This is a genomic window from Stieleria bergensis (assembly GCA_007745635.1).
In the GTDB taxonomy this organism is placed as follows: domain Bacteria; phylum Planctomycetota; class Planctomycetia; order Pirellulales; family Pirellulaceae; genus Stieleria; species Stieleria bergensis.
This window is the reverse complement of record CP036272.1, coordinates 811,010-837,086: the sequence shown is the minus strand read 5'-3', so window position 1 is coordinate 837,086 and position 26,077 is coordinate 811,010. Positions and strand designations below refer to the sequence as shown.

Here is a 26,077-nt window from a genome sequence, read left to right as displayed (position 1 = left end):
AGGAGCATCCCAATGCGCGCCAAGTTTTCGACTTGGATTGACGCATGAACCAGCCACTGCAAATGCGATTTGTTACTCTCCCCCCTTCGTCATGCTGCAAACTTTCCAGCATCTTCATTGCAATCGCGTTCCTGTTGCCGACCGCAAACGCGCCAAGGACCAGTGCACAAACGGTGTCACCGGAGGCCCCTATTGCCAGGCCCCTGTTGGTGATCCCCGGTGCGGGCGCCACCGCAACAGAAACCGCGACCGATCAGCAAGACGAAATCGGGACCATCGAACTGCCCGCCGAACAAGGTCCAGCGATCAAATTGGTGCCGCCACCGGCTGAGGCAGTCGAGACACTTCCACCGAACTCCGTACGGTTTTCGTTTCTAGGCATGCCCTGGCGAGATGTGATCGGCTGGATCGCCGAAGAAACCGGCTCGGCATTGCATGTTGATGCGATGCCCCCGGGTTCCTTTACCTACAACGACCCGCAAGTCTTCTCGCATGACGACGCCATCGCGCGAATCAACTTGTTCCTGCTGCCTCAGGGCTACACCATCATTCGCAGCGGGAACTTGCTATCAGTCATCAGTTTGACCGATCCTCGTGGGTTACAGCAACTCGACGCGCTGGCGCCACTGGTTACGCCGGCTCAACTGGAAACGAAGAATCGGCACGACGTGGTCAAATGCCTGTTTCCGCTGGGGCCTCTGAAAGCAGAAGATGCCGTTGAGGAACTGACGGCTGTCAAGCTGATGCTGCCGCCGGCTGTGTTCAACAAGACCAACCAATTAATGGTGACGGAGACTGTTGATAAACTGCGGAGCGTCAAGGCAATCTTGGATGCCTTTGAACCGAGCAAGCTGGATAACGGCACGATTGTCAAGAATTTCCCTCTGAAGTACATGGACGCAGAAGACATTTTGACGGTTGCCAGACCTCACCTTGGATTGGCCACTGGCGAAATGATCGGCATTGATGTCAGCCTTTCATCCGATCCCGATGGCAAGTTCATCTTCGTGACCGGAATCGAAGACAAGGTCAAACTCGTCGAACAGCTGATTCAAACCCTGGATCTCCCGGGCCCTGGAGACGAAGAATCAGACGCTGAACTCGTCCTGCGAACGCACAAGGTCGCAGGCGGCAACGTCGACCTTGCCTATGACGTTCTGCAAACCTTGCTTTCCGGCCGAGAAAACGTTCGCCTGTCAAAGGACGAAACCGCTGGCACGGTCGTTGCCATGGCCAGCGAAGCCGTGCAACGCGAAATCGAACTAACGGTTGAAAAGCTAGCCGCAGACGCAGTCACCTTTGAAGTCATTCCACTAAAGAACATCGATGCCTTCACGGCGGTTGGACTGGTCGAACAGATGTTGGATCTTTCGGTGATCGATAGCAGCAGTTCATCGTCATCGCGTGATCGTGATAGTCGCGATGCTCAACCCACCGTTGAACCACCACGCTTGGACGCCGACATTGAGAATCACCGACTGTTTGTTCGTGGCACGCCGACTCAAATCACTCAGATCAAAGAGATCATCGCGGGACTCGATCAGCCTTCAACCGCCAGCGGCGGCAGCGATGAAACGATTCGCATCATTGGACTTTTCGGCCAAGAGGCGAAACAGACATTGATGTTGGCGGCACGCTTTTGGAGATTGCCGAATCCAATCATCCTGTATGACGATCCGCTGGGTCACTCGACTGAGCCTCGCGAACGAGTTGTCAACCAGCCCACCGAAACCGCTCCTCGGCCAGCGATCTCCGAATCGATCCAAGCGACTGCGACGGGCAATAGCCCCTATGTCACGACCTCCACCCTGACCACGACGGCAGCGGCGAGTGTCGATTCCGGAACGGTCTTGAAATCGCCTTCTCTGGATATCAAGCAGACGGCGATTAACTGCCAACTGACCCGCCGTGGCTTACTGGTCCAGTGTACGGATGCTGAAGTGTTGAACCAGTTTCTGTCACACGTGGAAACCTTGGCTGGCCCCAGTGGTCAAGCGGCTTCGGAACCCGTTGTTTTCTATCTGAAGTACACGCGTCCCGAAGACGCCATTCGGATGCTGGCCGAACTGCTTGACGGAGGAGATTCGGTTGCCAGCGCTGGCGAAGGATTAGTGAACGGGATTGTGATGTCGGGCACAAGTTCGTTTGGCAGCTTGATTTTAAACCGAGAAGGCACCTTAACGTTGACAAGCGAATCCGCAACCGTCGTTGCTGACTCAAGACTGAATCGATTGATTGTGCAAGGCACCAGTGCTGATATCCGCCGCATTGAAGACTACCTGAAGATCATTGAAAAAGACGCCAGCATCACTCAGATCAAAACCTACGGCCAGTCGCATGTGATTGAACTGGAGAACAGCATCGCCAGCGAAGTCGAAGCGGCTTTGCGACAAGCCTTTGCCGGCCGGGTGGCTGAGAACAAACAGCAGGCCCCCGCTGGCCAAGGTGGTGCCAAACCTCAGCCTCAACAGCGCCCCAATCCCGAAGGCGACAAAAAGGGCGATGCAAAACGCCCCGCTCCACAGCGAACCGCCAGTCAACAGGCGCGTGACTTGGCTCCCAAAATGACCCTGGCCGTCCACGAGGCCAGTAACTCCCTGATCGTCACCGCTCCAGACGACCTGTTCCGCGAAGTCGAGGACTTGGTCAAAATCATTGACGGCCGTGGTGAACAGACCGTTGAGATTTTGATCCCGAAGAACAATCAAGTGATCGACGAAGTCTTGCAACAACTGATGACCGGCCAGGCTGTTTCTCGCCGCAGCAGCACACGTTCCAGCACCAGTCGGCCGACGTCCAGCTCGAACACCAGCAAACCTCGGACAGATCGCTAAGCTCCATTGGATCTTCGCGAACTTTGGTCACAAGCTTCTGTACTACAGCCAACCACTGAAACATGTTCCGCTTTGACAGTGTCGATGACCAGCTTGCTGGCTTACGCGTTTTCCTGACTGCCGTGACTCTGGCGGCCCTGGTGTTGCTAGGCGAGACGAATGCCTGGGGACAAGCAGGCTTGCGTGAGTCCTTGGAATTGCTTGACCGCGACCAAAACGGCTACCTGGACCCAGAAGAAGTCACTCCGCTCGCCAGACCCTATCTCGAGCGGATTGCCAAAGCCCGCCGACTGTCACTGAAACGCCCCAATCGAATCGACCAACTGCAGGAAGCGGCGCGAATCTATTACGCGCTGCAAAACGGCGTCGCCGGTGAAGATGTTCGCCCGGAACGAGAAGCAACCTTAAAACGCTTTGGCCCCGGACTGGATGATTTGGTGGTTCCACAGTTCGGCGAAGGACCGGTCAAACACCCCTATGAAATGCGTGATGTGTACGAAGCACGCAGCACCATCCGCCGCTTAGATCGTGACGAAGATGGCAAGCTGGACCGCCGGGAAGCGTATCGCGGTAAGTGGACGCATCGCGACCCCTTCAGCATGGACTTGAACAAAGACGACTTGCTTAGCGAACAAGAACTGGCCCAGCGCTATGCGCGACGTCGGCAACTAAACAGTGATGCCGGTGAATTAGTCAAACGAGCCGTGCGTGTTGGAAATGGCATCGAACGATCAGACGACCCCGGTAAACGAGAGCGAGAAGAACGCGAACGACGTGACTGGTGGCGCACGGGAGGCAATCGATTCTGGCTGACATCGGCACTGATTTCCCGCTACGACTCGAACAAGAACGGTCGGTTAGAAGAAAACGAAACCATCGATATGAAACTGCCCGTCGGCATGATTGATGTCGATCGAAACGGTGAACTCACTCGCGATGAGCTGTTTGCCTATGTGCAAAAGCAACAAGACCAAACAGGCGGCCAAGTGGAAGGGCTTCCCAGCTGGTTTTACGAGTCCGATGCGAACCAAGATAAACAGATTGAACTGACCGAGTACGCAAAAGAAATCAATGAAGAAACCGTCAATCAGTTCTTGGCCATGGACGCAAATGGGGACGGTTTCCTGACGACGATGGAAGTGCTGTCGTCGAAGTCAATGATGGGCGGTGTGTTTTCCAGCGAAGATGCCGAACTGCTACCACCCAAGAAAACCATCGTTTCGGAAATCGAAATCAGTGAAGACTTCGTCATTCAAGACCTGAACGTCCAACTCAACATCACCCACACGAGCACCGGGATGCTCGATGCGTTCTTAACCGGTCCTGATGAGACAAGGATCGAACTGTTCACAGCCGTTGGCGGCGGCGACGATCACTTCCAAAAAACAACCTTCGACGACCAATCTCGTTACAACATCGTCAAAGCCAGACCTCCCTTTGAAGGCAACTTTCAACCGGAAGGTTTAATCAAACGACAACCCGGTCTGTCAGCCTTTAACGGCAAGTCCATCAAAGGCACGTGGCAGTTGTCCATCGTTGGCACTCGTAGCGAACGGTTTGGCATGCTGCACCATTGGTCCATCATCGCCACCCCTGACAAGGTGAACCTGCCAGCGACCGGCGAACCAAACGCCGAGGACGAACAAGCCAGCGAAAAAGCCACGCCTGCCATCTCAACCAGTGCCGTCTCCTTCACCAGCGAAAAGCCTCAGTGGTCCGGTGAAAATCAGTCGGCCTACAAAAATCCATCAAGCAGCCGCTCCATGGCTGAATATTGGACGCCGGAGCGGAAAGCCGAGTACGCCGACAAACTCCGCAAACCTGATGCCGCCAAATGGGACTCCATGAGCGATCGGGAGCGCCAAGCGTTCAACGAACGACGCAATCAAGCAATCGCCAAAATGAAAGAAGAAATGCGTCAGTTCAAAGGCAAGGATACGAAATCTGGCAAAGAGAAAGACCGCGAAAATCCCAAGGAAATCTTGCAAAAACGATCGTGAATTGAGACTATTTCCACCGGATTTAAGTCTGGGCACCAACTTCACCCGCTCACCGCTTGCCAATCTTCGCTGCGGTTTAGAAACTAGGTCGACCTGCGTTGGGAACGTTCCAACGACAGTGATCCTTCCTAGCTTCCTCTTTCGGCGGTCCCGATGTCTGCTTTTCCAGAAATTCCAACGATTCAATATGAAGGCCCTCAAAGCGATAACCCCTTGGCATTTCGCTGGTACAACCCAGAGGAAGTGATTGAAGGCAAAACGATGAAGGACCACTTCCGGTTTTCCATCGTTTACTGGCACACCTTCCGTGGAACCGGAAGCGACCCCTTTGGACCTGGCACCGCAGTGCGTCCTTGGGATGACGGCACTGAAAGCGTCGAGAACGCACAGAACCGCGCTCGGGCCGCCTTTGAACTGTTTGAAAAACTGCAAGCGCCTTACTACGCCTTCCACGATCGTGACGTCGCGCCTGAAGGAAACAGCCTGAAGGAATCCAACGCGCATTTTGATGCCGTCGCCGATGTACTGGCTGAAGAACAACAGCGCAGTGGCGTCAAATTGCTGTGGGGCACTGCCAACATGTTCTCCAATCCGCGTTTCATGCACGGTGCTGCCACAACGTGCAACGCAGATGTGTTTGCCTTTGCCGCCGCGCAGGTCAAGAAAGCTCTGGAAGTCACCCATCGCCTAGGCGGCGAGAACTATGTTTTCTGGGGCGGCCGAGAAGGCTATCAAAACCTTTACAACACGGACATGAAACGAGAACTGGACCACTTGGCCAAGTTCTTCCACATGGCCGTCGACTATGCCAAAGAAATTGGCTTCACCGGACAGTTCTTGATCGAGCCGAAACCCAAAGAGCCCACCAAGCACCAATACGATAGCGATGCGGCTGCCTGCTTGAACTTCCTGCGGGCTTACGACTTGACCGATCACTTCAAGCTTAACTTGGAAACCAACCATGCCACGCTGGCGGGTCACACCATGATGCACGAACTGGACTATGCCGGTGCACAAGGTGCCTTGGGAAGCATTGACGCCAACACAGGTGACTTGCTGCTGGGCTGGGACACGGACCAGTTTGCAACCGACTATTACCTGACCACACAGATGATGTACTACATCCTCAAGCATGGTGGACTGGGCAGCGGTGGCGTGAACTTCGACGCCAAAGTTCGCCGCGAGTCCTTCGAGCCGATCGACCTGTTCTACGCTCACGTCGGTTCGATGGACGCCTACGCGAAAGGATTGAAAATCGCTGCGGCCATGCGAGCCGACAATGCGCTGGAAAACTACATCAACGATCGCTACAGCAGCTGGGACAGCGGCATCGGTGCCAAAATCGAAGCCGGCGAAGTGAACTTCGCGGACCTGGAAACCTACATGCTGGAAAAAGGTGACGCAGATGAAAATCAGAGCGGCCGCCAAGAGCTGATCGAAAGCGTGGTCAATCGCTACATCGATCGGGTCTAACTCCAGGCATCAAGTGAAAGCGGCAAGGCACAAACAATCGGCAGACCGCCGGTTCGCGCCCTTGCCGCAATTTGACCAACGCGCAATTTGACCAACGCGCAATTTGACCAACGCGCAATTTGACCAACGCGCAATTTGACCAGCGTACTCGCGATCAGCGCGCTGATCAGACTGGGACTGTCCCCAGCGATGTACTCGGCGATGTACTCGGCGATGTACTCGCCACCAGTCGCTATCAAGCTACATGTCCGAGATGATCTCGTACCAGACGGCCTCGGTGACTGGCATGGGCAGTGTGATCCGCACGTTGCCAATCACCGGACCGCCCGGAGTCGCAAGCTGCGTGCCGGGATAGTTCACCACCGCTCGGACCTCGACAGTCGGCCGTTTGGCGGCCTGCTGATCGCCGGTCACGCCTTGGCTGACAGGCAGCACCCAACGCTGCAGATTGGGAACGCCTTCGTATTCCCATTGCTGTGGCAAGCCAAGCGGGAAGGTCAGCTTGGTTGAATCTTTGACATCGGTCCTTAAAGTCAATTGCCGGCGATTGCGTTCATCCTGGACGGATTGGACCTGGGGCAATTCATCCAGCGAGACCGTTTGCCATGGCAATTCCATCGGCTCGGTCTGTTCGGCTGTCGCCAGATTGCGAAAGTCATGTTCAGGGTAGAACTTGGCCAGTGGAACGAGGTGTGGGGCATCAGCCTCTGCCGATTCCTTGTCGCCCGAACTGAGTTCGACCTGTCGCCAAAGAAACTTGGCATCGAACTGAGTCACAAACTCAATGGCTTCCATCTCGGCGCTACCGGGCGCTGCATGAGGCAAGAAGCCGATGCGATTGGGATGCTTGGCATCGAACAGGATTTCGACAATCGGCTTGGCTCCCGAAGCGAAGGCGGGATAGTGAGCAAACAGATGCATCGTCATCGGATCGTCCCCGATGGCATCGACCGGTGACAGCGAGGACGGCGGCCGCGGCTTGGCGTCGGCCGATTCGTCAAGGGTTTCCCGAATGGTGATGGTCAATCCGGTTTCGCTGGGCACATCAGTGGGCGCCTGCAACTCGGGAACCTCCGGCTGCGCAGCACCCGCGACAAGAGGTCGGACGGAAATCCCCACGGGCGTGTAGTTGGAACCCCAGCGGTTCTCGCCAAGCGTCGCGTACCAAGAGGGTTCGATCGACAGCAGTCCAATGCGTCCTTTGGCCTGCAGATGTTGAACTCGCATCCCCTGGCGATGCCCAAACGCTGATCCCGCAAAACCGTTGGTCTTCAATTGAAAATTCGAAGCGACTTCCACTGCGTCATGACGTGGCGCGATCCAGACGCAGGTGCCCTTACTATCGTATCCTACAGGCATTGTCAGAGTGTTTCGTCCGTGCAATGGATGCCATTGGGAGATCTTGCGATTCACCAAGGTTAACGTTTCATCAACTGGATAAACGCTCGATTGCGCGGAGACTCCACCGCTGGAAGAGCTGCTGCCCGATTTCACCCAGTCCTTGGGATGATGCTGCTGCAGCACTAAATCGTCATCCAGATAGACCAAGGCATGGTACCCTTTGGCATCTGATTTGAATTCAACGTGCACGGTATGCTCTCCGGTTGGCAAAGCACAGGATTCAAATTCACTTGGTGGTTCAAGCGAATTGATTCCCTGCGTCGCCAAACGCAAATCGAGTGCAGCATCATCGGGTGCAAAGTACTTCCAGCTGCTAACGTTTGAGGAAATACTTGGCAAGATCCGCGCATTCAATTGTGCAGGGTCGGTCACGATGAGTTCCAAACTGGACAACCGCATCGTTTCGATTTCAGCTTTTAGTTTTGGAATTTCTTGTCGGGCGATCCAAACGGGCAGCCAACTGGCGACTGCTGCGATCAACAACAGCAGCTCTAACAATCCAAACCTGAGTCGAGTCTGTTGCTTGCGATTGGTTTCAGCACCTGAGCCGTCCGCATCGGTGATCGGCTGATCATCCTGTGGTCCGGGAGCATTGATCTGTGACGCTTGATTCATCGCAGTCCTTCCTCCAACGTTTCGATGTTGCCTTTGGCCCAGTCGTCAAACGGCTGTTCAATTTGCTGGCTAAACAGGTAAGCAGCAAAGCCTTGATACAAGCCTGGCTGGGGCTTGCCGGATCGATCCACGGCCTCTTCTTTGTGACGAATGCGAAACAGGCAAATCGCTTCATTCGCATTAAAAACGCGTGTCTGCCCGGGTTCAACAATCGGCTCGACAAGCAATTCATTGATGTCATCCAGCCCCAATTCATCGGAGGCACTGAAGCTGCTGGAACCACCGCCCTGACGGTAGCAGATTGTCCACTGACCATCGGATTTAACCATCGAAACCATGCTGGTGATTTCTTCTGGTTCCTGATTACCGCCTCCGAACAAGCCGCCACTTGATCCCCCCGCACTGTACGGAGAATCAGGACGAATCAATCCGCGATAAGTGCGTGAGCGACCGTCAAACTTTGACGGACAATACACACGAAACTTCCACACATGAGCCTTCTGGACGCCGGGCGGGATCTCCTCGGGCAGGAAAGGAATGCCCATGACTGCAACCTGCTTGGGATCATCAATCTTCAGCAGCCCCACCCGATCGTTCAGCTCTTGATGAACCCGTTGCAGATGGAACCGTTGCAGGTTGTAATGGATCGTGAATCCAAAACCGATTAGCGCACAGCCGGCGAGAACCAACCGAATCACGTCGCGAGAGGAACAGCATTGGAAGGGCAAGGATGTGGCCTGAGGTTAGAAGTCTTCACATCAGCAACGCGAACGAGGTGTTGCGTCAACCAACAGTGTAACAGTTCGCCCAGTTGCCAGCGGTTTGTTTGCACAACATCCTCCCAACGCTAGCGCCTCGTAGCTGACAACCGATTAAACTATCTTTTCCCGATCCATCAACCGGCTGCTGACCTTTCGCTGACGGCCTCGGCACGCTCCCTCCTTCCCCGACCTGTAGCTTCATGAAAACTCGCTGCCTTCCCTTGCTGTCCTTTCTGCTGGCTTTGCTCCCTTGCCAGAGTGCCCCCCAGCACGCCTGCGGCGAACAGCCCAACATCATTTTGATCTTGGTTGACGACATGGGCTATTCGGACCTGGGGTGTTTCGGCAGTGAAATCGACACACCCAATCTGGATCAGCTGGCGGCCAAAGGGATCAAATTCACGCAGTTCACCAACTGTGCCAAATGCGAAACCACGCGCACGACCTTGATGACCGGGCGTTACCACACCGAAGTCAAAGGCAACTCACGAAACAGTATCACGATCCCAGAGAACTTGGGCTTGGCCGGGTACCAGAGCTTCATGGTTGGCAAGTGGCATATCTTTGACACGCCGCTTGAGCGAGGGTTTGATCGCTACTTTGGCTTCTTAGAAGGTGCCAGCAATTTCTTTACAGGTGAAGGCACCAAGGGCGGCAGTTCATACAAACTGGAAGATCAAGACTATCCGATCCCCAAACACTTCTACAGCACCGATGCCTTTACCGACAAAGCCATTGAGTACATCGATCAACGTGATCGCCAGAAACCATTCTTTATGTACATGGCTTACAACGCACCACATTACCCGCTGCAAGCACCGAAAGAAGATGTCCTAAAGTATCGCGGCAAGTACAAGCAAGGCTGGGCGAAACTGCGACAACAGCGATACGCGCGAATGAAAGCACTCAACATCATTCCCGCTGACATGAAACTGTCCCAGCCCGAGCCTGATGTTCGCTCTTGGGATTCCCTGACAACTGCTGAACAAGACAACATGGATCTACGCATGGCCACCTACGCGGCCATGATTGACCGCGTGGACCAGCAAATCGGTCGCTTGGTTGGCAAACTGGATGAAGAACAGATCACCAACGACACACTGATCGTCTTTCTCAGTGACAATGGAGCCTGCCCCTTTGACCGAACCCGCCAACCGACCTTAGACAATGATTACATGCCTTGGGATGGCCGGTCGTATTACTGTTATCCCAAAGAGTGGGCCAATGCTTGCAACACGCCTCTGCGGCTTTACAAACAGAACCAGAATGAAGGCGGCATTTCGACCGCGATGATTGCTCATTGGCCCAATGGGATCACCCAGCCTGGCACGATGAACCGCCAGCGTGGGCACCTGATCGACCTGCATGCAACCTTCCGCGAACTGGCCGGGACAGATTATCCCGCCGATTTTCAAGGAAATCAGATCGGTCCCGCAAGAGGGATTAGCTTGGTGCCCTCGTTCTCTGGAAAGCCCCGCCAGCAACACGAGTACTTGTATCAGAACTTTGCCGAAGCCAAAAATGCTCTGATCAAAGGCCCGTGGAAACTTGTCGATTACAAGTACTTGTACAACCTGGAATCAGATCGCATTGAAAGCAACGACCTGTCAAAAAGCAACCCGCAGAAGTTTGCTGAGATGAAAGCCGAGTTTGCTAAGATCGACCAGGAGGTCAACCAAGGCCGCGCCATGAAGCGAATCAACAAATCGAAATCGCCCAAACGCAAATAGCAACAGCGCGGCACTGTTGCCTTTCTTTCAAAACCTGTGCGCGCGGCAAGACGCCGCGTGGACGTGTTAGACGGGTTCGATCTTCTTTCTGGCCCAGGCGGCGGCGCCTTGTACACCGGCATCGTCGCCAAGCTTGGCCGCGACGACTTTGAAACGGTCGCGGTACACGCTCATCACGTGATTCTTAGCGTGGTCCTCGACGGTTTTGCAAATCAAGTCTTCCATGGCTTCGACCAGTCCGCCGCCTAATACAATGGTGTCAGGACACAGCATGTGAATGACGTTGACCACACCAAAGCCAATCGTCTCGGCGGCTTCGACCACCAAGCGTTTAATGGATTTGTCTCCGCGAGCAACCGCTTCGGAAATCGCACCGCTGCGAATATCGGAAAGATCAGTGCCGGCAATCTCCGCCAAGATCGGAGCATCACCGCGATAAACGGCTTTGGCTGCTTCGGCGGCGATGGACAAACGACTGGCTTCGGCTTCCAGCGTTCCAGTCATTTTGATGCCACTCGCTCGGGTGCTGCTGCTGATCCGCGTGTGGCCGATCTCCATGCAGCTGATACCGTCGCCTTGCAGAATCGCGCCTTCGTAAACGCAGGCCCCGCCAACACCCGTTCCGGGGAACAGCCCCACGGAACAACGAGACTGTTTGGCAGCACCGAAACAGTATTCGCCATACAAGCCGGCATCAACGTCATTGAGAACGACGGCGGGGCAGCCGAAGGTTTGCTTTAAGAAGTCACCGACTTTGACATCGTCCCAGCCCAAATTAGGCGTGGTCAGGATGGCTCCATTGTTCAAATCCACTGGCCCGGGACAGCCAATGCCGATCCCCAGCAAGTTGTCAGGGCTGAGATCGTTTTCGCTCATCAGCCGTTCGATGGTCGATCCAATGCGCTCGATGCCGCTATCGCTTCCCTCGCGACCTTTGGTTTTTCGACGCCGACGACCAATGATCGTCCAGTCATCGTCAAACGCAGCGGCAAGCATCTTGGTCCCGCCAAGATCGAACCCAATCCAATATCCTTCCGTTGCCTCTGCCATGATCGCTCCCACAAACCTGTATTCGTTCGGCTACACTACACTATCTTGTCACCCTGAGACGTCCTTTGTCAGGGGCAAGTGTTCAATTCGCCGCCATTAGCCCTCCTGTGGTGGCATTCCACCCCAAGCATTTCCCAATGGCTGCTTTCCCTCCCCAGGAAAGTCCCGGGAGAACGGCTAGTGGAAAATACCTTGAAATAATCTTCCGCTCTCGCGCAATTATCGGTCATGGCACATCGAGTTCTGGTGTTGCCGCACGCAACGCATGAATGTGCCTCATAACCCCGACGACCCGAACGAGGACAAAGCAAGCGCCATGGGCGGTGCGCGAGCAGGCCCAGAGGACCATTCCAACCAGCCCCCAGCGGGCCAGTTAGCGTGGCAAGCCAGCTTGGCGGATTGCGAAACCGGACTTCGCCGATTCCTGTCCGCAAAGTTACCGCAACCGGCAGATGTTGACGATTGTTTGCAAGTGATTTCGCTTGCCGCGATGACCAACGATCGAGAATTGACTGAACCAGCCCGCCGAGCATGGCTCTTCAAAGTCGCCGCCAACCAGGCCGCCCTGTGGTGGCGTAAACAGAGCACTACGAATCGTGTTTTGGAAAAGCACGCCAGTTATGAACGCAGCAATCAAGACTCTGATCAAAGTGCCCCCTCCAAATCACTCGAACAGACCGAACTCTCTGAGGCCCTTTGGCAAGCGATTGAAAAACTGCCCCCCGAGACAGCCAGCATCATTCGCTTGCGAATCATCGATGAACTGACGTTTCAAAAAATTGCCGACCGACTCTCGCTTCCCCTGGGAACCGTGTTGACGCGAATGCGACGAGCGATGGCGCAACTGAGAACGGAACTCAATCGACTGAGCAAGCACAACCCGCAAGACAAGTAATCACCCAACGAAACGGGCCACACCCAAAAACCGATGTACCAAACCGAACGCCTTCACGACCAAGCCTTGGCCTACCTGTTGGACGAACTTTCGTCGACAGAGCGGCACGCGTTTGAATTGCGATTGGACCAACCTGAGGCGGCCGATGCGTTGCAACAGGCCAGCGAACTGGTGTTGAAGCTCTCTGAGCTGCCTTGGGATCAACCGCCAGCGGCGGAACAAAAAGCTCATTCCACACAAAACGCCCCACCGCCGAGCAAGATCTCGCCAGCACGGACTTCGCGTCACTGGAAACGATTGATCACCCTCGCTGCAGCAGCACTGATCATGACCACGCTGGCCGTGTTGGCCCAACAAGATGACAACCAGCAAGCAAACCGATCAGCCAGCCAATCAGCTATTGGAAAAGCACGCCGCCAACCAACGGCTGACATTCAGTGGCAACTTGCCATGCAACTGGCGGATCCTGCCGTACGTTGGAACCAGAAAGACAGCGTCAACGAACTGACCAGCCAAACGCCACAAGCATCAGAGTGGCCAAACAGCTTCAACACCGCAACGGACGACGCCTTAGCGGACGACTCCGCTGAATCCGACTCGGCCGACGAGTCACTCGACTGGATGGTTTTAGCCGTCCAAGCGCAACTGGAATCCGGAGAGCAAGATGAAAGCTAACTTAGTCCCCTGCTCCGTGATCGCTGCCGCTGCATTGACATGCCTGCTGATTGTATCCCCGTGCCTGGGAAACGATCCGGAGACAAAACGGGGAAGCGTCCAGTCAACGACTCCGGCGATCCTGCTTGCCAATCAGGTCAAGACCAGCACCAAGCCACCGGCCGACAAGAGCCCTGGCAACGGCAACCGAACCACCAATCGGCAGCCAACGGGCAACGCCAGAGCGGATTTCAAGACCATTGAACACAACGTCACCGAGATGGTTCATCGCCACCTCCCAGAGCTGAAAGCTTTGCTGGAACAGCTCAAGAAGAAAGAACCCAAGCAGTATGAAGCGGCGGTTCGCAACCTGGCCAAGTCACAGCGACGCTTGCAGATCGCTGAGAAACGCGGCAGTGAAGTGTTCGAATTGGAAGTTCGATTGGTGCAAACACAGACGTCCATCAACTTCCTGATCGCCAAGCTACGGGTGCGTGACAAAAGCGCCGATCGCGAGGCCTTACTGGCTGCAACAAAGACACTGGCTGAACTTCAGCTCAGCAAGTCTCAACTGGAACTTTCCCAGATGAACGCTCGTTTGGCCAAGTTGCAAGAGGCTGCCAACCACGCGGAAGCTCGCATTGAGCAACAAGAGTCGGCCTTAGAGCAAGGTCTTGAATCGTCCTATCAATCTTATCTACGCAAAGCCGGACGCAATTAAGCGTCTTGTTTTCGTAGCTTTTCCCAATTCCCCTTCCAGTCATCCCACCTTCGAATCGAACCGATGAAGCATCTCTCCAAACGATCCCGATTCATGTCGGCGATTGCGGCGATTTTGTTTTTCTGCATGGCCCCTTGGTTGCATGCCGATCCAAACGAACCCGTTGCCAATCGTTCGTCGAGTGAAACCCAACCGACAGCAAAAATGTCGGTCCGGTTTGCCAACAAGGACACCCAGGAAGTGCCCAACTTCCAGAAACACGTGATGCCGCTGCTGGGCCGCATGGGCTGCAATGGGCGCGCCTGCCATGGTTCTTTTCAAGGTCGCGGCGGCTTTCAACTTTCCTTGTTTGGATACGATTTCGCCACCGACCACGATGCCCTGCTGGCTGACAACACTGGCCGCGTGGACACCGATGACATCGACGAAAGCTTGATCCTGGCCAAACCCATTGACGCCGACTACCACGAAGGCGGCAAGCGAATGGATTTGGACTCCTGGCAATATCGAGCGCTTCGCAAATGGATTGCGGAAGGAGCCTCGTTCGAGAAGACCGATTTGGAAGAACTGCAAGCATTGAAGGTCGAACCAGCTGAAATGCAGTTCACTCAAAGCAAGCAAACCGCACAATTGAAAGTCATCGCGCACTGGAAAGACGGCAGCGCCGAGGACGTCACTGACCTGTGCCGCTTCAGCAGCAACAACGACGCGGTGGCTGAGATTGACGAAAATGGCTTAGTGACTTCGGGTGAAACCGGCGACACACATGTGGTTGTTTATTACGACAACGCCGTCACCCCCGTCCCGGTTCTCCAGCGAATCACAACCCAACTGAGCGACCAGCAACAATCGATCGCCAAACGTGTTTCCAAGCAACCGATCGATCAGCTGGTCAAACAGAAACTCGACAAACTTGGCATTGTTCCCTCCGGACAATGCACCGATGCGGAATTCATTCGCCGCGTTTCCCTGGATATCACGGGCATGATGCCATCGGCTGATGCCGTGAAAACGTTCTTGGCTGATGCGTCTGCTGACAAACGCCAGACGCTTGTTGAACAACTCCTTCAATCACCAGGCTATTCCGCTTGGTGGGCCACTCGTCTGAGCGACTGGACTGGCAATAACGAAGCACAACTGACCAACGTTCTGCCCGTGCGCAATGTCGCTGGCAAGCTTTGGTTCACTTGGATGCAAAAGCGTTTAGAGGACAACCTGCCCTACGACAAAATTGTCGAAGGCATCGTCAACGCAAACACCTCCGAAGCCGGTGAAAGTTACGAGCAGTTCTGCAAGAACATGACCGAGATTTGCAGTGGTGATTTTGATCAGTTTGCTGATCGCCAGAGCATGCCCTATTTTTGGGCAAGACGCAATTTCCAGAAGCCAGAGGATCGCGCCATTGGCTTTGCCTACACCTTCCTGGGTGTTCGCATCGAATGTGCTCAATGCCACAAACACCCCTTCGATCAATGGTCGAAACAAGACTTTGATGACTTTGCCAAACTGTTTGCCCCAATCCGTGCAGGCAATGCAAACATCATTCAACCCGAAAACCGCGACACGCGCCAGGCGCTGTTAGACAAAATCACGGGCGGCAAGAAACTAGACAACGGTGAACTACGCCGCCAAATCTATAGCGCTGCACGTGACGGAAAAGTTGTGCCCTTTGGTGAGTTGCTCGTCAACACCCGTGGGATGACCGACCAGCAAAAGAAACAGCGTGCCGCAGCCAAACGCAAAGGTCGCAAATTGGCTCCAGTGAACATTCCAACCGGCAAGATCCTGGGTGCCGAACAGGAACTGAAACTGGACGCAGATCCACGCCCGGCACTGATGGATTGGTTGCGAGATCCAAAGAATCCCTACTTTGCCAAAGCCATCGTCAATCGCGTCTGGGACAATTACTTCGGGATCGGCATCGTCAATCCAACCGACGACATGAATCTTGCCAATCCACCCAGCAACGCCGCTTTGCTGGATCACTTGGCGAGCGAGTTCATCGCTCATGACTTTGATCTGAAGTGGTTGCATCGTGAAATTGTGCTCAGCGATACCTATCAGCGCAGCGCTGAAACCAATGCGACCAATGCTGCCGACGTCGAAAACTTCTCGCGTCACATGCCGCGTCGCCTGCCAGCTGAAGTGGTCTATGACATGGTCATGCTGGCCACGGGATCGTCACAGAAAGCGTTGCAGATGCGTGGCGAATTGACCTCCATGGCAATCGCTGACGGAACCACCGGAGCTCGTGGCGGAAGCCAGTTTGCGTTGGAAGTGTTTGGCAAATCCATTCGCGAATCGAACTGCGATTGCGACCGCAGTGACTCACCGAGCTTGCTGCAGTCGATCTATTTGCGAAACGATCAAGAGATGTTCCAACGGATTGCTGATCGCAACGGCTGGGTCGCGGAGGTCTGCAAGGACTTGGGAGTCCAAGGCCCCAGCGGTTCGGGTAATTCACAACAAGCCCTACAAACGCGGCAAGCCGAAGGCCTTCGACGCCAAGTGGTCCTGCGAGTCGCCAGCCTTTCGAAACAGCTTGCCAAGCTGCCTGAAAGCCGTCGTGAACCTGCGATGGAACGAGCCAAACTGGCCTATCGCAAACAGACCGCCAAACTGACAAAGGTCTATGAAGTCCCAAGCTTCAAAGACTTGCTGAAGAATCCCAAATCCTGGTCCGAACTTGTTCAAAAGTCCTCCTCCGGTTCGTTGGACGACGGCAAAGTTGCCTCACTCGAAGGCGCGGTCCAGGAGACCTATCTACGCACCCTTAGCCGCTATCCCGACGACGAAGAAGTGGACATTGCTGTCGACTACATTCGTGAATCGGACTCGCCAGCAAAGGGCATCGAAGGTTTGGTTTGGGCGTTGGTGAACACGAAAGAGTTCATCATCAGCCACTGACCTGCCAATCCCCTGATTCAACCAACAGCCGCTAGCACTGCCGGCGGCTGATTTGCACAACATTCTCAACCGCTTATTTTTTATTCTTTGGATCGAGACGATGAAACTGCATCAAACCTGCGATGGCGTTCGACGACGTGACATGTTGAAACTCGGCACGCTGTCAATCGGCGGTCTGACCCTGGCTGGCTACAACAAGCTACATGCCGCTGGTAAAGTTGCTCCCGGCGCCGCTGAACGAGCGATCTTTATTGAACTTCCCGGGGGTCCGTCACACATGGACACCTTTGACCTCAAACCTAACGCGCCTGATACCCATCGAGGCAGCTTTAACCCGATCTCAACCAACGTTCCTGGAATTCAGATTTCAGAGCACTTGCCTAAACTGGCGGGCTGCATGGACAAGTTTGCGATTCTTCGCGGTGTCAGTCACACCTTGGCGGCACACCGTTTGGGTCGCGAGTACGTCAACACTGGAACCAAGCCCATCCCAGCACTGGAGTACCCCAGTTTTGCCGCTGTGATGAGCAAAGAGAAGCCATCACCCACCGAGGTGCCTGACGCCGTCGCAGTGCCCAAGGCCAGCCAAGGCCCTGGGTTCCTTGGAATTCGCTACTCTCCGCTGGAAACCAACGGACAACCTAGCTTTGGACGTCCATTTAGCGTCCGTGGCATTTCACTCCCCGGTGGCGTGGGCATTGATGAAGTCAATCGCCGTCAAAGCCTGCTGAATAAACTTGATCGTCGCTTCTCTGAACTGGAAAAGAATGATCAGTTGCTCGATGGCTTGGATCGTTTTGGTGATCAAGCTTACTCAATGATCACCTCTCCCAAGGCTCGTCAAGCGTTCGATATTAGCCAGGAACCCGAAAGCTTTGCTCGCCAGTTCGGCGAAGATTCCTTCGGCCAGAGCTGCCTGTTGTCGCTGCGATTGGTGGAATCAGGCGTCCGGTTCGTCACCGTTCAATTAGGCGGCTGGGACACTCACCGAGATAACTTCACCAAGCTGAAGGACACCAACCTGCCACGCCTGGACGCCGGCCTGAGCGGACTGCTTAACGGCCTGGAACAACGCGGCTTGCTAGAGTCCACCGCAATCTACGTGACCGGTGAATTTGGACGCACTCCAAAAATCAACACCCGCACCGCTGAAGGGGGACGGGACCACTACCCTCGCTGTATGTTCATGCTGATGGCCGGTGGTGGTGTCAACGGCGGTCAAGTCATCGGGGAAAGCGATGACACCGCATCAGGTCCGCGTCACGAAGGCATCTCGCCAGACGACGTCGCCGCCAGCTTCTACAAGAACTTGGGCATCGACCCCACGCTGGAATACAACAGCAGCACCGGCCGGCCGATCACGCTTGTTCGCGACGGCCAAGTGATTGATCAGCTGTTCAGCTAACAAGCAGCGCCGCAACGATTCTCCATCCGCGCCGGGTGTACCAGTCATGGTGCATCCGGCGTTTTTTTGCGTCTGTAGCTGAAGACGCGAGCACCGCGTGAAATGTCAGAGTCAACCCCCGCCGTCTGATCAATCAAATCAAAGCTGCGTCGCAGGATTGGCTTAGCTGGCGTGGCTCGGCATTCTACACAATACCAGTCGGCTAGGAGAAAAGGAAACCACGAAGGACACGAAGAGCACGAAGACGAGACAATCAGATCACCAATCGCTTGAGCCCATCCTTCGTGGTTACTAACTCCCAGCTGACAGCAACGGCATCATGGAATCCCAGAATCAACTCCCGCCGTCCGATCAATCAAACCATAGCTGCGTCGCAGGATTCGCTTAGCTGGCGTAGCTCGGCATGCTACACACCACCAGTCGGCCAGGAGAAAAGGAAACCACGAAGACAAGACAGTCAGAACACGAATCCCTTACTCCCATCCTTCGTGCTCTTCGTGTCCTTCGTGGTTACCAAATCCCGATGACCAACTCCCGATGACCAACTCGAGATCCACCGCCATGCACCCCACTGTCAGAATCGACGCGGGATAGAAACCGTGGTGCTAGACCACTTTGATTGGCGCATAAAAAAAGGCGGCCTTAGGCCGCCTGGATAGGAGAAGGGCCATGGTGAAGCCCTCCCTGCCTCACCATGGCCCATCAGTGCTGGAACGATAGGCACCGATCGTTCCACCCTCCCAATCCATGGTACAAGGAGTATCGGCATCAACATCGCTGACGCTCTAGCTGTTTCCGTAGAACCAAATGTTTTTTCCGCGGATTCGGAATATTTGCTAGCAAAAGCCCCTAAGTGCCTACACCGCACAACCCTCCACCGCTGGGGGCTATTGCCATCCGCCAGGACCGCCTGAGCTGCCATGACCTGACGACCTAGCCATGACCTGACGACCTAGCCATGACCTGACGACCTAGCCATGACCTGACGAACCGGCTGCCAGCCAGTCAACAACCTAAAGCGTGCTAGCGATCGCCGGTTGCCACATGAAGGCGGCATGCCAAACAAAAAGGCCGTCTCACATGGCTGTGAGACGGCCTTGATTTTGCAGCGGGATAGGATCCCGCAAATCAACACGTTCCGGCAAGATGTTCGAAAAACGCGAATCCAACACAGCAGCAGGGGCTACTGAAACGGCTCTTCGAACAACGATGTCAAGGGAGAGAAAACGGTCGGACAGGTGTCGGGCCGCGTTGAAGGTTGGTGGGGCGTCAAGCCATCACGACTCTGGCTCCCGCACGGTGACCGCACTGACTCGGAAGGTCAATCAGATCACCGGTTCAAATGCATGGCGTTCAGCTGGCTGGCTGAGCGTCGCAAGCTGGGGCGTCGCAAGGAGTTGATGCACAGCCTTTGTCACATGTTCCACAACCGCCACGGCATTTTCCGCAGTGGCAAGGGCCCAGGTGACGGATCGACATGTCGAGCTTGGATGGGCAGTGGTTGTGAAAGCCGTCCCAGACGTGCACGTTGCACGCGTTGCTGCGCCAGTTTTGGTAGAACGTGCTCACTGGCAGGCGTGGAACGGAGTAGGTTTGGCAACCGACGTGCTGAATACGGCCATGAACCTGAGCGCCAATTCGCTCACAGATTCCGATGTGTTGATGTCCACAGCTGTTGCAGGGCGCTGCGTGCGGTGTGGCAACATGATCTGTAGCAACGTGCTCATGATCGGCAATCGGTTGTGGAGCAACTGCTTCAACCTGATCAGCGGCTTGGTCGATTTTGGCGACTGGCAGCTCGGGAAAGGCCAATGGCTGATTGGCGGGCACCTGGGTCGCAGGAGGTAAGTTGAAGCCGTCTTGAGGCTTCACGGGGGCGGGCTTTGCTTCGTCTTTAAAGTCGACGTCGGCCAACAACGCGCTGAAATCATAATCAGCTTGAGTGGCTGGGCTGGCAATCAGCAGCGCCATTGCTGCCAGTGCCAAGGCAAGGAGGCTTGAAATACGCATGAGAAACATCCATGTGATTTGCTAAAGAGGGTGTGGGAACACTGCATGAACACAATCCCAGATGGCGGTGGCAGTATCCATACTTGTCCGACTCGTTACTAATAGTGTTGACGCGCCAGGGACGAAGTGCAAATTCCCCACATGAATTCCCAAGTGTTTTTCGCAGACGATGCTGGCGTTTCCGTTTCGACAACCAGGGTTTCGTCAGTCGTTGCAAGTGGAGTGTTTTGCATGACATGTTTCATCGGCAGAACGATCAGCTGGCAAGCCGAATAAGCGTGCAAGTCAGCAAAGCTTGCCACGCCTGCGCAGGCCAGCCAAGCCGAAAAGTCACAAGGGCGTGGAACGAGAGACCAATCCCACGGAAGCTTCGCGTTTGCAGAGAGACAGGTTACTTGCCGGTCAAGGCGTTCAACAATCCTTCGCGAATCTGTTCTTGACGCTGCGGACGGCTGATCTGTTGACCGTTCTCTTCGGTCACATAGAAGACATCAGCAACCTGATCCAGGTGCGTATCGATCTTGGCAAAATGCAAGTCGACGTCAAGGTCGGCCAAGCTGGATGCGATGCGGTACAAGAACCCGGATTCGTCATAGGCGAACACAGACAGGATTGTGTAACGATCCAGCGTCTCGTTGTCAAAGACAACCTTCGTTGGCAGCACATGAACTTCGGGGCTGTCCTTCTGTTTGCCAACGGACCAAGTACGTCTTCGTTCGGGCAAGGGTGCGGCTGGATCGGCAAGCATTTTCTCCACCAGCGCAATCACTTTGGCGATTCGCTCTGGTGGAGGCTGATCAGGATGATCGGGGTCTGAAACCCAGAACTCATCCCACAACAGATCTCCAACCGACATGATCTCGGCGCGCAGAATATCAATCCCGCAAGCCATGAAAGAGCCCACCATGCGAGCAAAGACACCGACCTGCCGTCCAGAGGGTCGGTGGATCACGACGTAGCGAATCGCAGAGGTAATCGGATCAAAGTGGAAATAGCAGACCGACGTCGCGCCCTGATCCAACTGCTTCGCGATGTTCAACAGCTGCTCTGCAAGATCCTCTGGCCGTTCGCGACGCAGCAGCGAAAGTGGACATTGATACAAGATGCGATGTGCCGTGGCAGCCTCTTCGGCCGGTGGCAGATGCAACGCCACTTGCTGGCAAATGTCCTGGGTTAATGATTCTTGATCGGCGTAGATGTCACCCATTTCAAAGTAACGCCGGGTCCGCAGATACAAGTCTTCCATCAACTTGAGCTTCCAGTCCGTCAACACTCCGGGCCCCACGGCAGCCAAATCCGCCACGCTATGAACCATCAGCAGTTCCAGGCGACGGATCGACCCTACTTCTTTGGCAAAGTCCAGCAAGATGGTGGGATCACTTAAATCATGACGAAAGGCAACGGTGTTGGCTGCCAGGTGCTTGAGCACGAGCCATTCCAGGATCTCGATACTGCGGTGATCGAGTTCAAATCGTTCACCGATCGCGCGTGCCATCCGCGCACCAACAACACTGTGGTCTTCTTCAAAGCCTTTGCCAATGTCGTGAATCAACAGCGCCAAGTGCAACAGAGTTTTATCTTTCAAACGTCGATAACGACGTCCCATGGCCGACTGATCATCAGCAAACTCAGTCACGGCCTCAACCGCTCGAATGCTGTGCGCGTCGACGGTGTACTTGTGGTAGGCATTAAACTGCAGCAAACCACGACAATGCTTGAACTCGGGAATCAGCTGTTCAATGACCCTTAGCTCATGCAGTCGCCGCAGCAGCGGAGCCAATCGCGTTCGCTTGCTGAGCAGCGATAAAAACGCCCCCACGGATTCCGCATCTGGCGCCTCCGGCTTGCGCTGCTGCATGGCCGTGCGGATCGCCTGCCAGGTATGGTGCTGGATCCGCTTACCATGCAGGTTTGCCAGGCTCATCAATCGCAGCACTCTAGGCAAACTGCTGACAAACTCTGGCAGCGCGTGAGCTTCGACCCAAACATGTTCTGGGCCCATCATCATGCCCTGGCCGATGCGTTTGGCGCGCAAGGTTTCCATCACTCGAGCGAAGATCGGGCGAGGGCGATGATCATCGGCAAAGAATCTGGCAATGTATCGCACCGAGCGACTGACATCGAAGTATTCCTGCATGAAGGCTTCGACAGGCAGCATGCCTTCACCGCCTGGGTAACTCCAGGCCTCGGCAATCACCATCTGCGTCGGTCGATCCAACACATCTTGGGCTCGATTTTCGCGGACATGCAGTTCATTGCGCAGACGAATCAAGAATTCGTAGCAGCGTCGAATCTCGCGATAATCTTCTTCACTCAGTGCGCCCAGTTTTAACAATCGCTCCAAATCAACTTCACCGTACCTGGCAAAACCGATCCAACGCATCATTTGAATATCACGCAGGCCGCCGCGCGACTTCTTGATATTCGGGGTCAGGAGATGACTGGTGTCGCCCCAACGCAGTTTCTCTTCGCGTCGGGCCGCCATCAGACTACGAATCAATGGACCACTTCGACGACGTGCTCCATGACGAAGTGATTCGAAGAAGCTGCTGAAGATTTTCAAGCTGCCGGCAAGAAACCGTGACTCGGTCAGTGAAGTGAAGATCACGGGATCCGACCAAGAGAGGGCACAGGCTTCACCTGGCCTGCGCATAGAGAATCCAACCTCCAGTCCGATGTCGACCAAGTCTCGAGACAGCGATTGCGCGACGCGTTCACCATCGGCGGTCGCTCGCGCACTGACAATCAGCATGAGATCCGCATCAGAGAACGGCGCCAAATCACGACGCCCAAAGCCGCCGTGTGCGACCAGTGCTAACCCGCTGGGGACTTTGCCACCAAAATGCTCCTGGCAGGCTTGGTTCCAGACCAGCAGGACCAGATCGTCATAAAGATCGCTGACCAGGGTCGACATTTGCGATCCACGTGACCCAGCCTCCTGAAGGCGACGGCAACGCTCGCGGCCTTCGCGCAGCATCTCCCGTCCCCGTAAAACGGTTTCAGATAACGATGTGAATCCCATGAATTTCTGCTGACGCGGCTCCTACCAGAGTCCTTGGCGATTGAACGCTCAAGGTGCTGGATGAGAGGATCAACCTATAGGGCTTCCTCGCCACGCTCACCGGTCCGAATCCGGATGGAATCATCTAAGTTGGTGACAAAGATCTTCCCGTCACCGATCTGCCCGGTCTGAGCCGTCTGCAGAATCGTGTCGACGACCGTTTCCAGGTTGTCATCGGTGCAGATGACCTCGATCTTGACCTTGGGAACGAAGTCAATAGCGTACTCCGTGCCTCGATAAATTTCCGTGTGGCCCTTCTGACGCCCAAACCCACGCACTTCACTGACGGTCATCCCGTGGATGCCTTGGTCGGTGAGGGCGTTCTTGACATCTTCCAGCTTGAAGTGACGAACGATGGCTTCAACTTTTTTCACGTTAGTGCCTCAGCGAATGCAGTCTAAATCTCAGTGGTATCCCCACAATCTTATCCTGGCTTGCTCTGGAATGGATGCGGGGGCGGTGGTTTCCCTGATCAAATCGCGATCAGCGAGTCACCGGTCGGCAAATTGATCGGACAGACCAATTCGATGGCACCAAACATGTTCACACCGTTTGCAAAACAAACTGGCAAAGCCTAGCCCATGCTTTGTCAAATGGGTGCTTCGTTTAGGCACCAAGAGCAAGCCAAGACGCCCCTTATTGTAACGCCTGTGAAGAAACTATTACTAGCGGGGAGACACCACAGGGGGATCTGCAGTCTTAAATCGCCAAACCAGTGGCGGGCAATGGGGGAAAGTGCCCCCAAATCCTCATCTGCATGCAAAACGCCTCGCAAGGCAACAGATCGCCCAAGGACTGGCACCGCAGCGATGACCGCGGCGTCAAACACCACTGCCGGTCCAAATCCAGCCTAGCTAGGCCGCGTCCAGTGACGCTCTTCGGCGCCCGCTTTCACATTGACATAACGCGAGAGCACAAAGAGATAGTCACTGAGCCGATTGAGATAAATGATCAGAGCGTTCGAAACATCGACCCCGGACTGACGTGATAACGTGATCACTCGGCGTTCGGCACGCCGGCAGATGGCTCGAGCCAAATGCAGTTTCGCCGCCGCCGGGACGACTCCGGGCAGCACGAATTGCTTCAGCGGCGGCAGCGATTCCTCCAACAGATCGATCCACTGCTCCAACTGGCCAATGTGCACCTGATCGATCACTCGCAAATCAAAATCATCCGGAACCGGTGTGGCTAGTTCAGCACCAATCGAAAAAAGCTCGCGCTGAATCTGATCCAACTGCTGATCGACCATGCTCTCCAGGTCGCCGGAATTGGCATCCACACGAACGCATCCGATGGCGGCGTTCAGCTCATCGACCGTCCCATAGGCCTCGATCCGGATGTCGTCTTTGGGGACCCGCGGCCCACCGAAAACACCTGTGCTACCCGAATCCCCTGTACGCGTATAGATCTTCATAAATCTGCCAGTTATGCCAAACCAATTCCGTTGCGATGATGGCCGAATCCCAGCGGCTCATGTGCTGTCAATCTCATTGAGCAACCCCGGTCATCGCCAATGACCCTAAACCACACGTCTGTGTGTCCAAACACTTACCAAGACTGTTTCCAGCTGCACCCCGCATTGGACTGCTCCGGAGGCGCTTTGAAAAAACCCCTTTGCGTGTTTTTTTCTGGGATCATTAATAGAGGATTGTCATCAACTGGCAAGCCTTTGCTTGAGCTGAGCACCAATTTCACACCAGAGCTTCCTTCACAGATTCGATGGCAACCAGTCCCAATGGCAGTCGCCAACCCACCGCTGGACAAGAACCGCCCCATTAGCATCAGAGTTTAATTGCGAAAAATGCACCGCTAGCGCCCGCATTGTCACGTTCCCAGGCAAAGCTTGACAGCCTGCCGACTTCGCGAAGGCTAGCGCATGACAATTCGGTTAGCGGTAAACTGACAGCAAAATTAGCAGGAGAAAGTAGAAAGAAGATTCCTCCGATCAGTCACTTTGTCACCTTTCGTCGGTCCCGTTGCCGCGTTCGTGACAAATTCCCCCTCGCGGGGACAGTCGACCGCAAGAACCAATCACGTTCAACACGCTTCACAACGCTGTCCCTACCAGCCCCATGCACTGGCGTCATGCAAACCAAGAACAGCTCCGCATCAGGCATTTTGATCCTGACCGAATCGACTCCGAAACAATTTCTGTTGTTACAACATCGCGACCGCTGGGACCTTCCCAAAGGGCATCGCGAAGCGGGAGAAACGATCCAAGAAACCGCACGACGGGAAACACAAGAGGAGACAGGATTAACGGCGGACAAGATCAAACTTGATCCCGACTTTGAATACAAGCTGAACTATCCCGTTCAGTATCCCAACCAGACCACTCCGGTGAACAAAGAGGTGACCTACTTCCTTGGCTGGGTCGCGGAGACATTCACACCAACGTTGACAGAGCACATTGGGTTTCAATGGTTTGACTGGAATCCGCCACACCAAATTCAGACGCAAACGATCGATGGACTGCTAGCCGCCGTCGCGCAGCACTTGCATTCAACCTCCTGACCCAATTCCTGTCTGCCCAGATTCTGCCTGTCCCAGAGTCTGATCC

At 54.8% G+C, this 26,077-nt stretch carries 18 protein-coding genes; 10 read left to right on the top strand and 8 right to left on the bottom strand.

Annotated features, from left to right (window positions below):
* The first annotated feature begins 44 nt into the window (after window positions 1-44).
* The 3 genes from SV7mr_RS02635 to xylA all read left to right on the top strand — a co-directional run bounded on the left by SV7mr_RS02635 (window position 45) and on the right by xylA (window position 6,307).
* Window positions 45-2,834 carry a secretin N-terminal domain-containing protein gene (locus SV7mr_RS02635; protein ID WP_419188002.1) on the top strand — a complete coding sequence of 930 codons (2,790 nt, stop codon included), beginning with the start codon at window positions 45-47 and terminating at the stop codon, window positions 2,832-2,834.
* Window positions 2,835-2,896: 62 nt separating this feature from the next.
* Window positions 2,897-4,834, top strand: coding sequence for a proprotein convertase P-domain-containing protein (locus SV7mr_RS02630; RefSeq protein ID WP_419188001.1), 1,938 nt, complete (start codon window positions 2,897-2,899; stop codon window positions 4,832-4,834).
* Window positions 4,835-4,987: 153 nt separating this feature from the next.
* Complete coding sequence (xylA, locus tag SV7mr_RS02625) at window positions 4,988-6,307, top strand: xylose isomerase (RefSeq protein WP_145268965.1); 1,320 nt, start codon at window positions 4,988-4,990, stop codon at window positions 6,305-6,307.
* On the opposite strand, the gene SV7mr_RS02620 is transcribed toward xylA, so the two are convergent.
* Genes SV7mr_RS02620 through SV7mr_RS02610 form a run of 3 tightly spaced genes read right to left on the bottom strand, consistent with a single transcriptional unit; the run spans window position 6,304 to window position 9,051 of the window.
* Window positions 6,304-6,546: a hypothetical protein gene (locus SV7mr_RS02620; RefSeq protein WP_145268963.1), complete on the bottom strand. Its 243-nt coding sequence runs from the start codon at window positions 6,544-6,546 to the stop codon at window positions 6,304-6,306. The genes xylA and SV7mr_RS02620 overlap by 4 nt on opposite strands.
* 1 nt (window position 6,547) lies before the next feature.
* Entirely contained in the window at window positions 6,548-8,323 is a 1,776-nt protein-coding gene (locus SV7mr_RS02615) for a hypothetical protein (RefSeq protein WP_145268961.1), read from the bottom strand.
* Window positions 8,320-9,051, bottom strand: coding sequence for a hypothetical protein (locus tag SV7mr_RS02610; protein WP_419188000.1), 732 nt, complete (start codon window positions 9,049-9,051; stop codon window positions 8,320-8,322). The genes SV7mr_RS02615 and SV7mr_RS02610 overlap by 4 nt, the downstream gene beginning before the upstream one ends.
* A gap of 233 nt (window positions 9,052-9,284) precedes the next feature.
* On the opposite strand from SV7mr_RS02610, the gene SV7mr_RS02605 reads away from it, so the two are divergent.
* On the top strand, window positions 9,285-10,814 hold the full coding sequence (locus SV7mr_RS02605) for an arylsulfatase (RefSeq protein WP_145268957.1): 1,530 nt from the start codon (window positions 9,285-9,287) through the stop codon (window positions 10,812-10,814).
* 66 nt (window positions 10,815-10,880) lie between these two features.
* Here SV7mr_RS02605 and SV7mr_RS02600 read toward each other — a convergent pair whose 3' ends face one another.
* The gene (locus tag SV7mr_RS02600; RefSeq protein ID WP_145268955.1) at window positions 10,881-11,864 is read right to left on the bottom strand and encodes an ROK family protein; all 984 of its coding nucleotides are present in this window, start codon (window positions 11,862-11,864) and stop codon (window positions 10,881-10,883) included.
* Between the two features lie 265 nt (window positions 11,865-12,129).
* Here SV7mr_RS02600 and SV7mr_RS02595 point away from each other — a divergent pair, with 265 nt between their 5' ends.
* From SV7mr_RS02595 to SV7mr_RS02575, 5 genes are all read left to right on the top strand, one after another.
* A complete protein-coding gene (locus tag SV7mr_RS02595; protein ID WP_145268954.1) occupies window positions 12,130-12,759 on the top strand; it encodes an RNA polymerase sigma factor in 630 nt (209 codons plus the stop codon).
* Window positions 12,760-12,792: 33 nt separating this feature from the next.
* The gene (locus tag SV7mr_RS02590; RefSeq protein ID WP_145268952.1) at window positions 12,793-13,434 is read left to right on the top strand and encodes a hypothetical protein; all 642 of its coding nucleotides are present in this window, start codon (window positions 12,793-12,795) and stop codon (window positions 13,432-13,434) included.
* Window positions 13,424-14,134 (top strand): hypothetical protein, encoded by a 711-nt coding sequence (locus tag SV7mr_RS02585; RefSeq protein ID WP_145268950.1) that lies wholly within the window; start codon window positions 13,424-13,426, stop codon window positions 14,132-14,134. The genes SV7mr_RS02590 and SV7mr_RS02585 overlap by 11 nt, the downstream gene beginning before the upstream one ends.
* 63 nt (window positions 14,135-14,197) lie before the next feature.
* On the top strand, window positions 14,198-17,041 hold the full coding sequence (locus SV7mr_RS02580; RefSeq protein ID WP_419187999.1) for a DUF1549 and DUF1553 domain-containing protein: 2,844 nt from the start codon (window positions 14,198-14,200) through the stop codon (window positions 17,039-17,041).
* A gap of 100 nt (window positions 17,042-17,141) precedes the next feature.
* Entirely contained in the window at window positions 17,142-18,446 is a 1,305-nt protein-coding gene (locus SV7mr_RS02575; RefSeq protein ID WP_145268948.1) for a DUF1501 domain-containing protein, read from the top strand.
* A 1,353-nt stretch (window positions 18,447-19,799) separates the two neighbouring features.
* Here SV7mr_RS02575 and SV7mr_RS02570 read toward each other — a convergent pair.
* The 4 genes from SV7mr_RS02570 to SV7mr_RS02555 form a co-directional block, all read right to left on the bottom strand.
* Entirely contained in the window at window positions 19,800-20,456 is a 657-nt protein-coding gene (locus tag SV7mr_RS02570; RefSeq protein WP_145268946.1) for a hypothetical protein, read from the bottom strand.
* Window positions 20,457-20,847: 391 nt separating this feature from the next.
* Window positions 20,848-23,433, bottom strand: coding sequence for a [protein-PII] uridylyltransferase (gene glnD / locus SV7mr_RS02565; protein ID WP_419188439.1), 2,586 nt, complete (start codon window positions 23,431-23,433; stop codon window positions 20,848-20,850).
* Window positions 23,434-23,552: 119 nt separating this feature from the next.
* The gene (locus tag SV7mr_RS02560; protein ID WP_145268942.1) at window positions 23,553-23,891 is read right to left on the bottom strand and encodes a P-II family nitrogen regulator; all 339 of its coding nucleotides are present in this window, start codon (window positions 23,889-23,891) and stop codon (window positions 23,553-23,555) included.
* Between the two features lie 476 nt (window positions 23,892-24,367).
* Window positions 24,368-24,931: a cob(I)yrinic acid a,c-diamide adenosyltransferase gene (locus tag SV7mr_RS02555; protein WP_145268940.1), complete on the bottom strand. Its 564-nt coding sequence runs from the start codon at window positions 24,929-24,931 to the stop codon at window positions 24,368-24,370.
* Between the two features lie 671 nt (window positions 24,932-25,602).
* On the opposite strand from SV7mr_RS02555, the gene SV7mr_RS02550 reads away from it, so the two are divergent.
* Window positions 25,603-26,031 (top strand): bis(5'-nucleosyl)-tetraphosphatase, encoded by a 429-nt coding sequence (locus tag SV7mr_RS02550; RefSeq protein WP_145268938.1) that lies wholly within the window; start codon window positions 25,603-25,605, stop codon window positions 26,029-26,031.
* The last annotated feature ends 46 nt before the right edge of the window (window positions 26,032-26,077 follow it).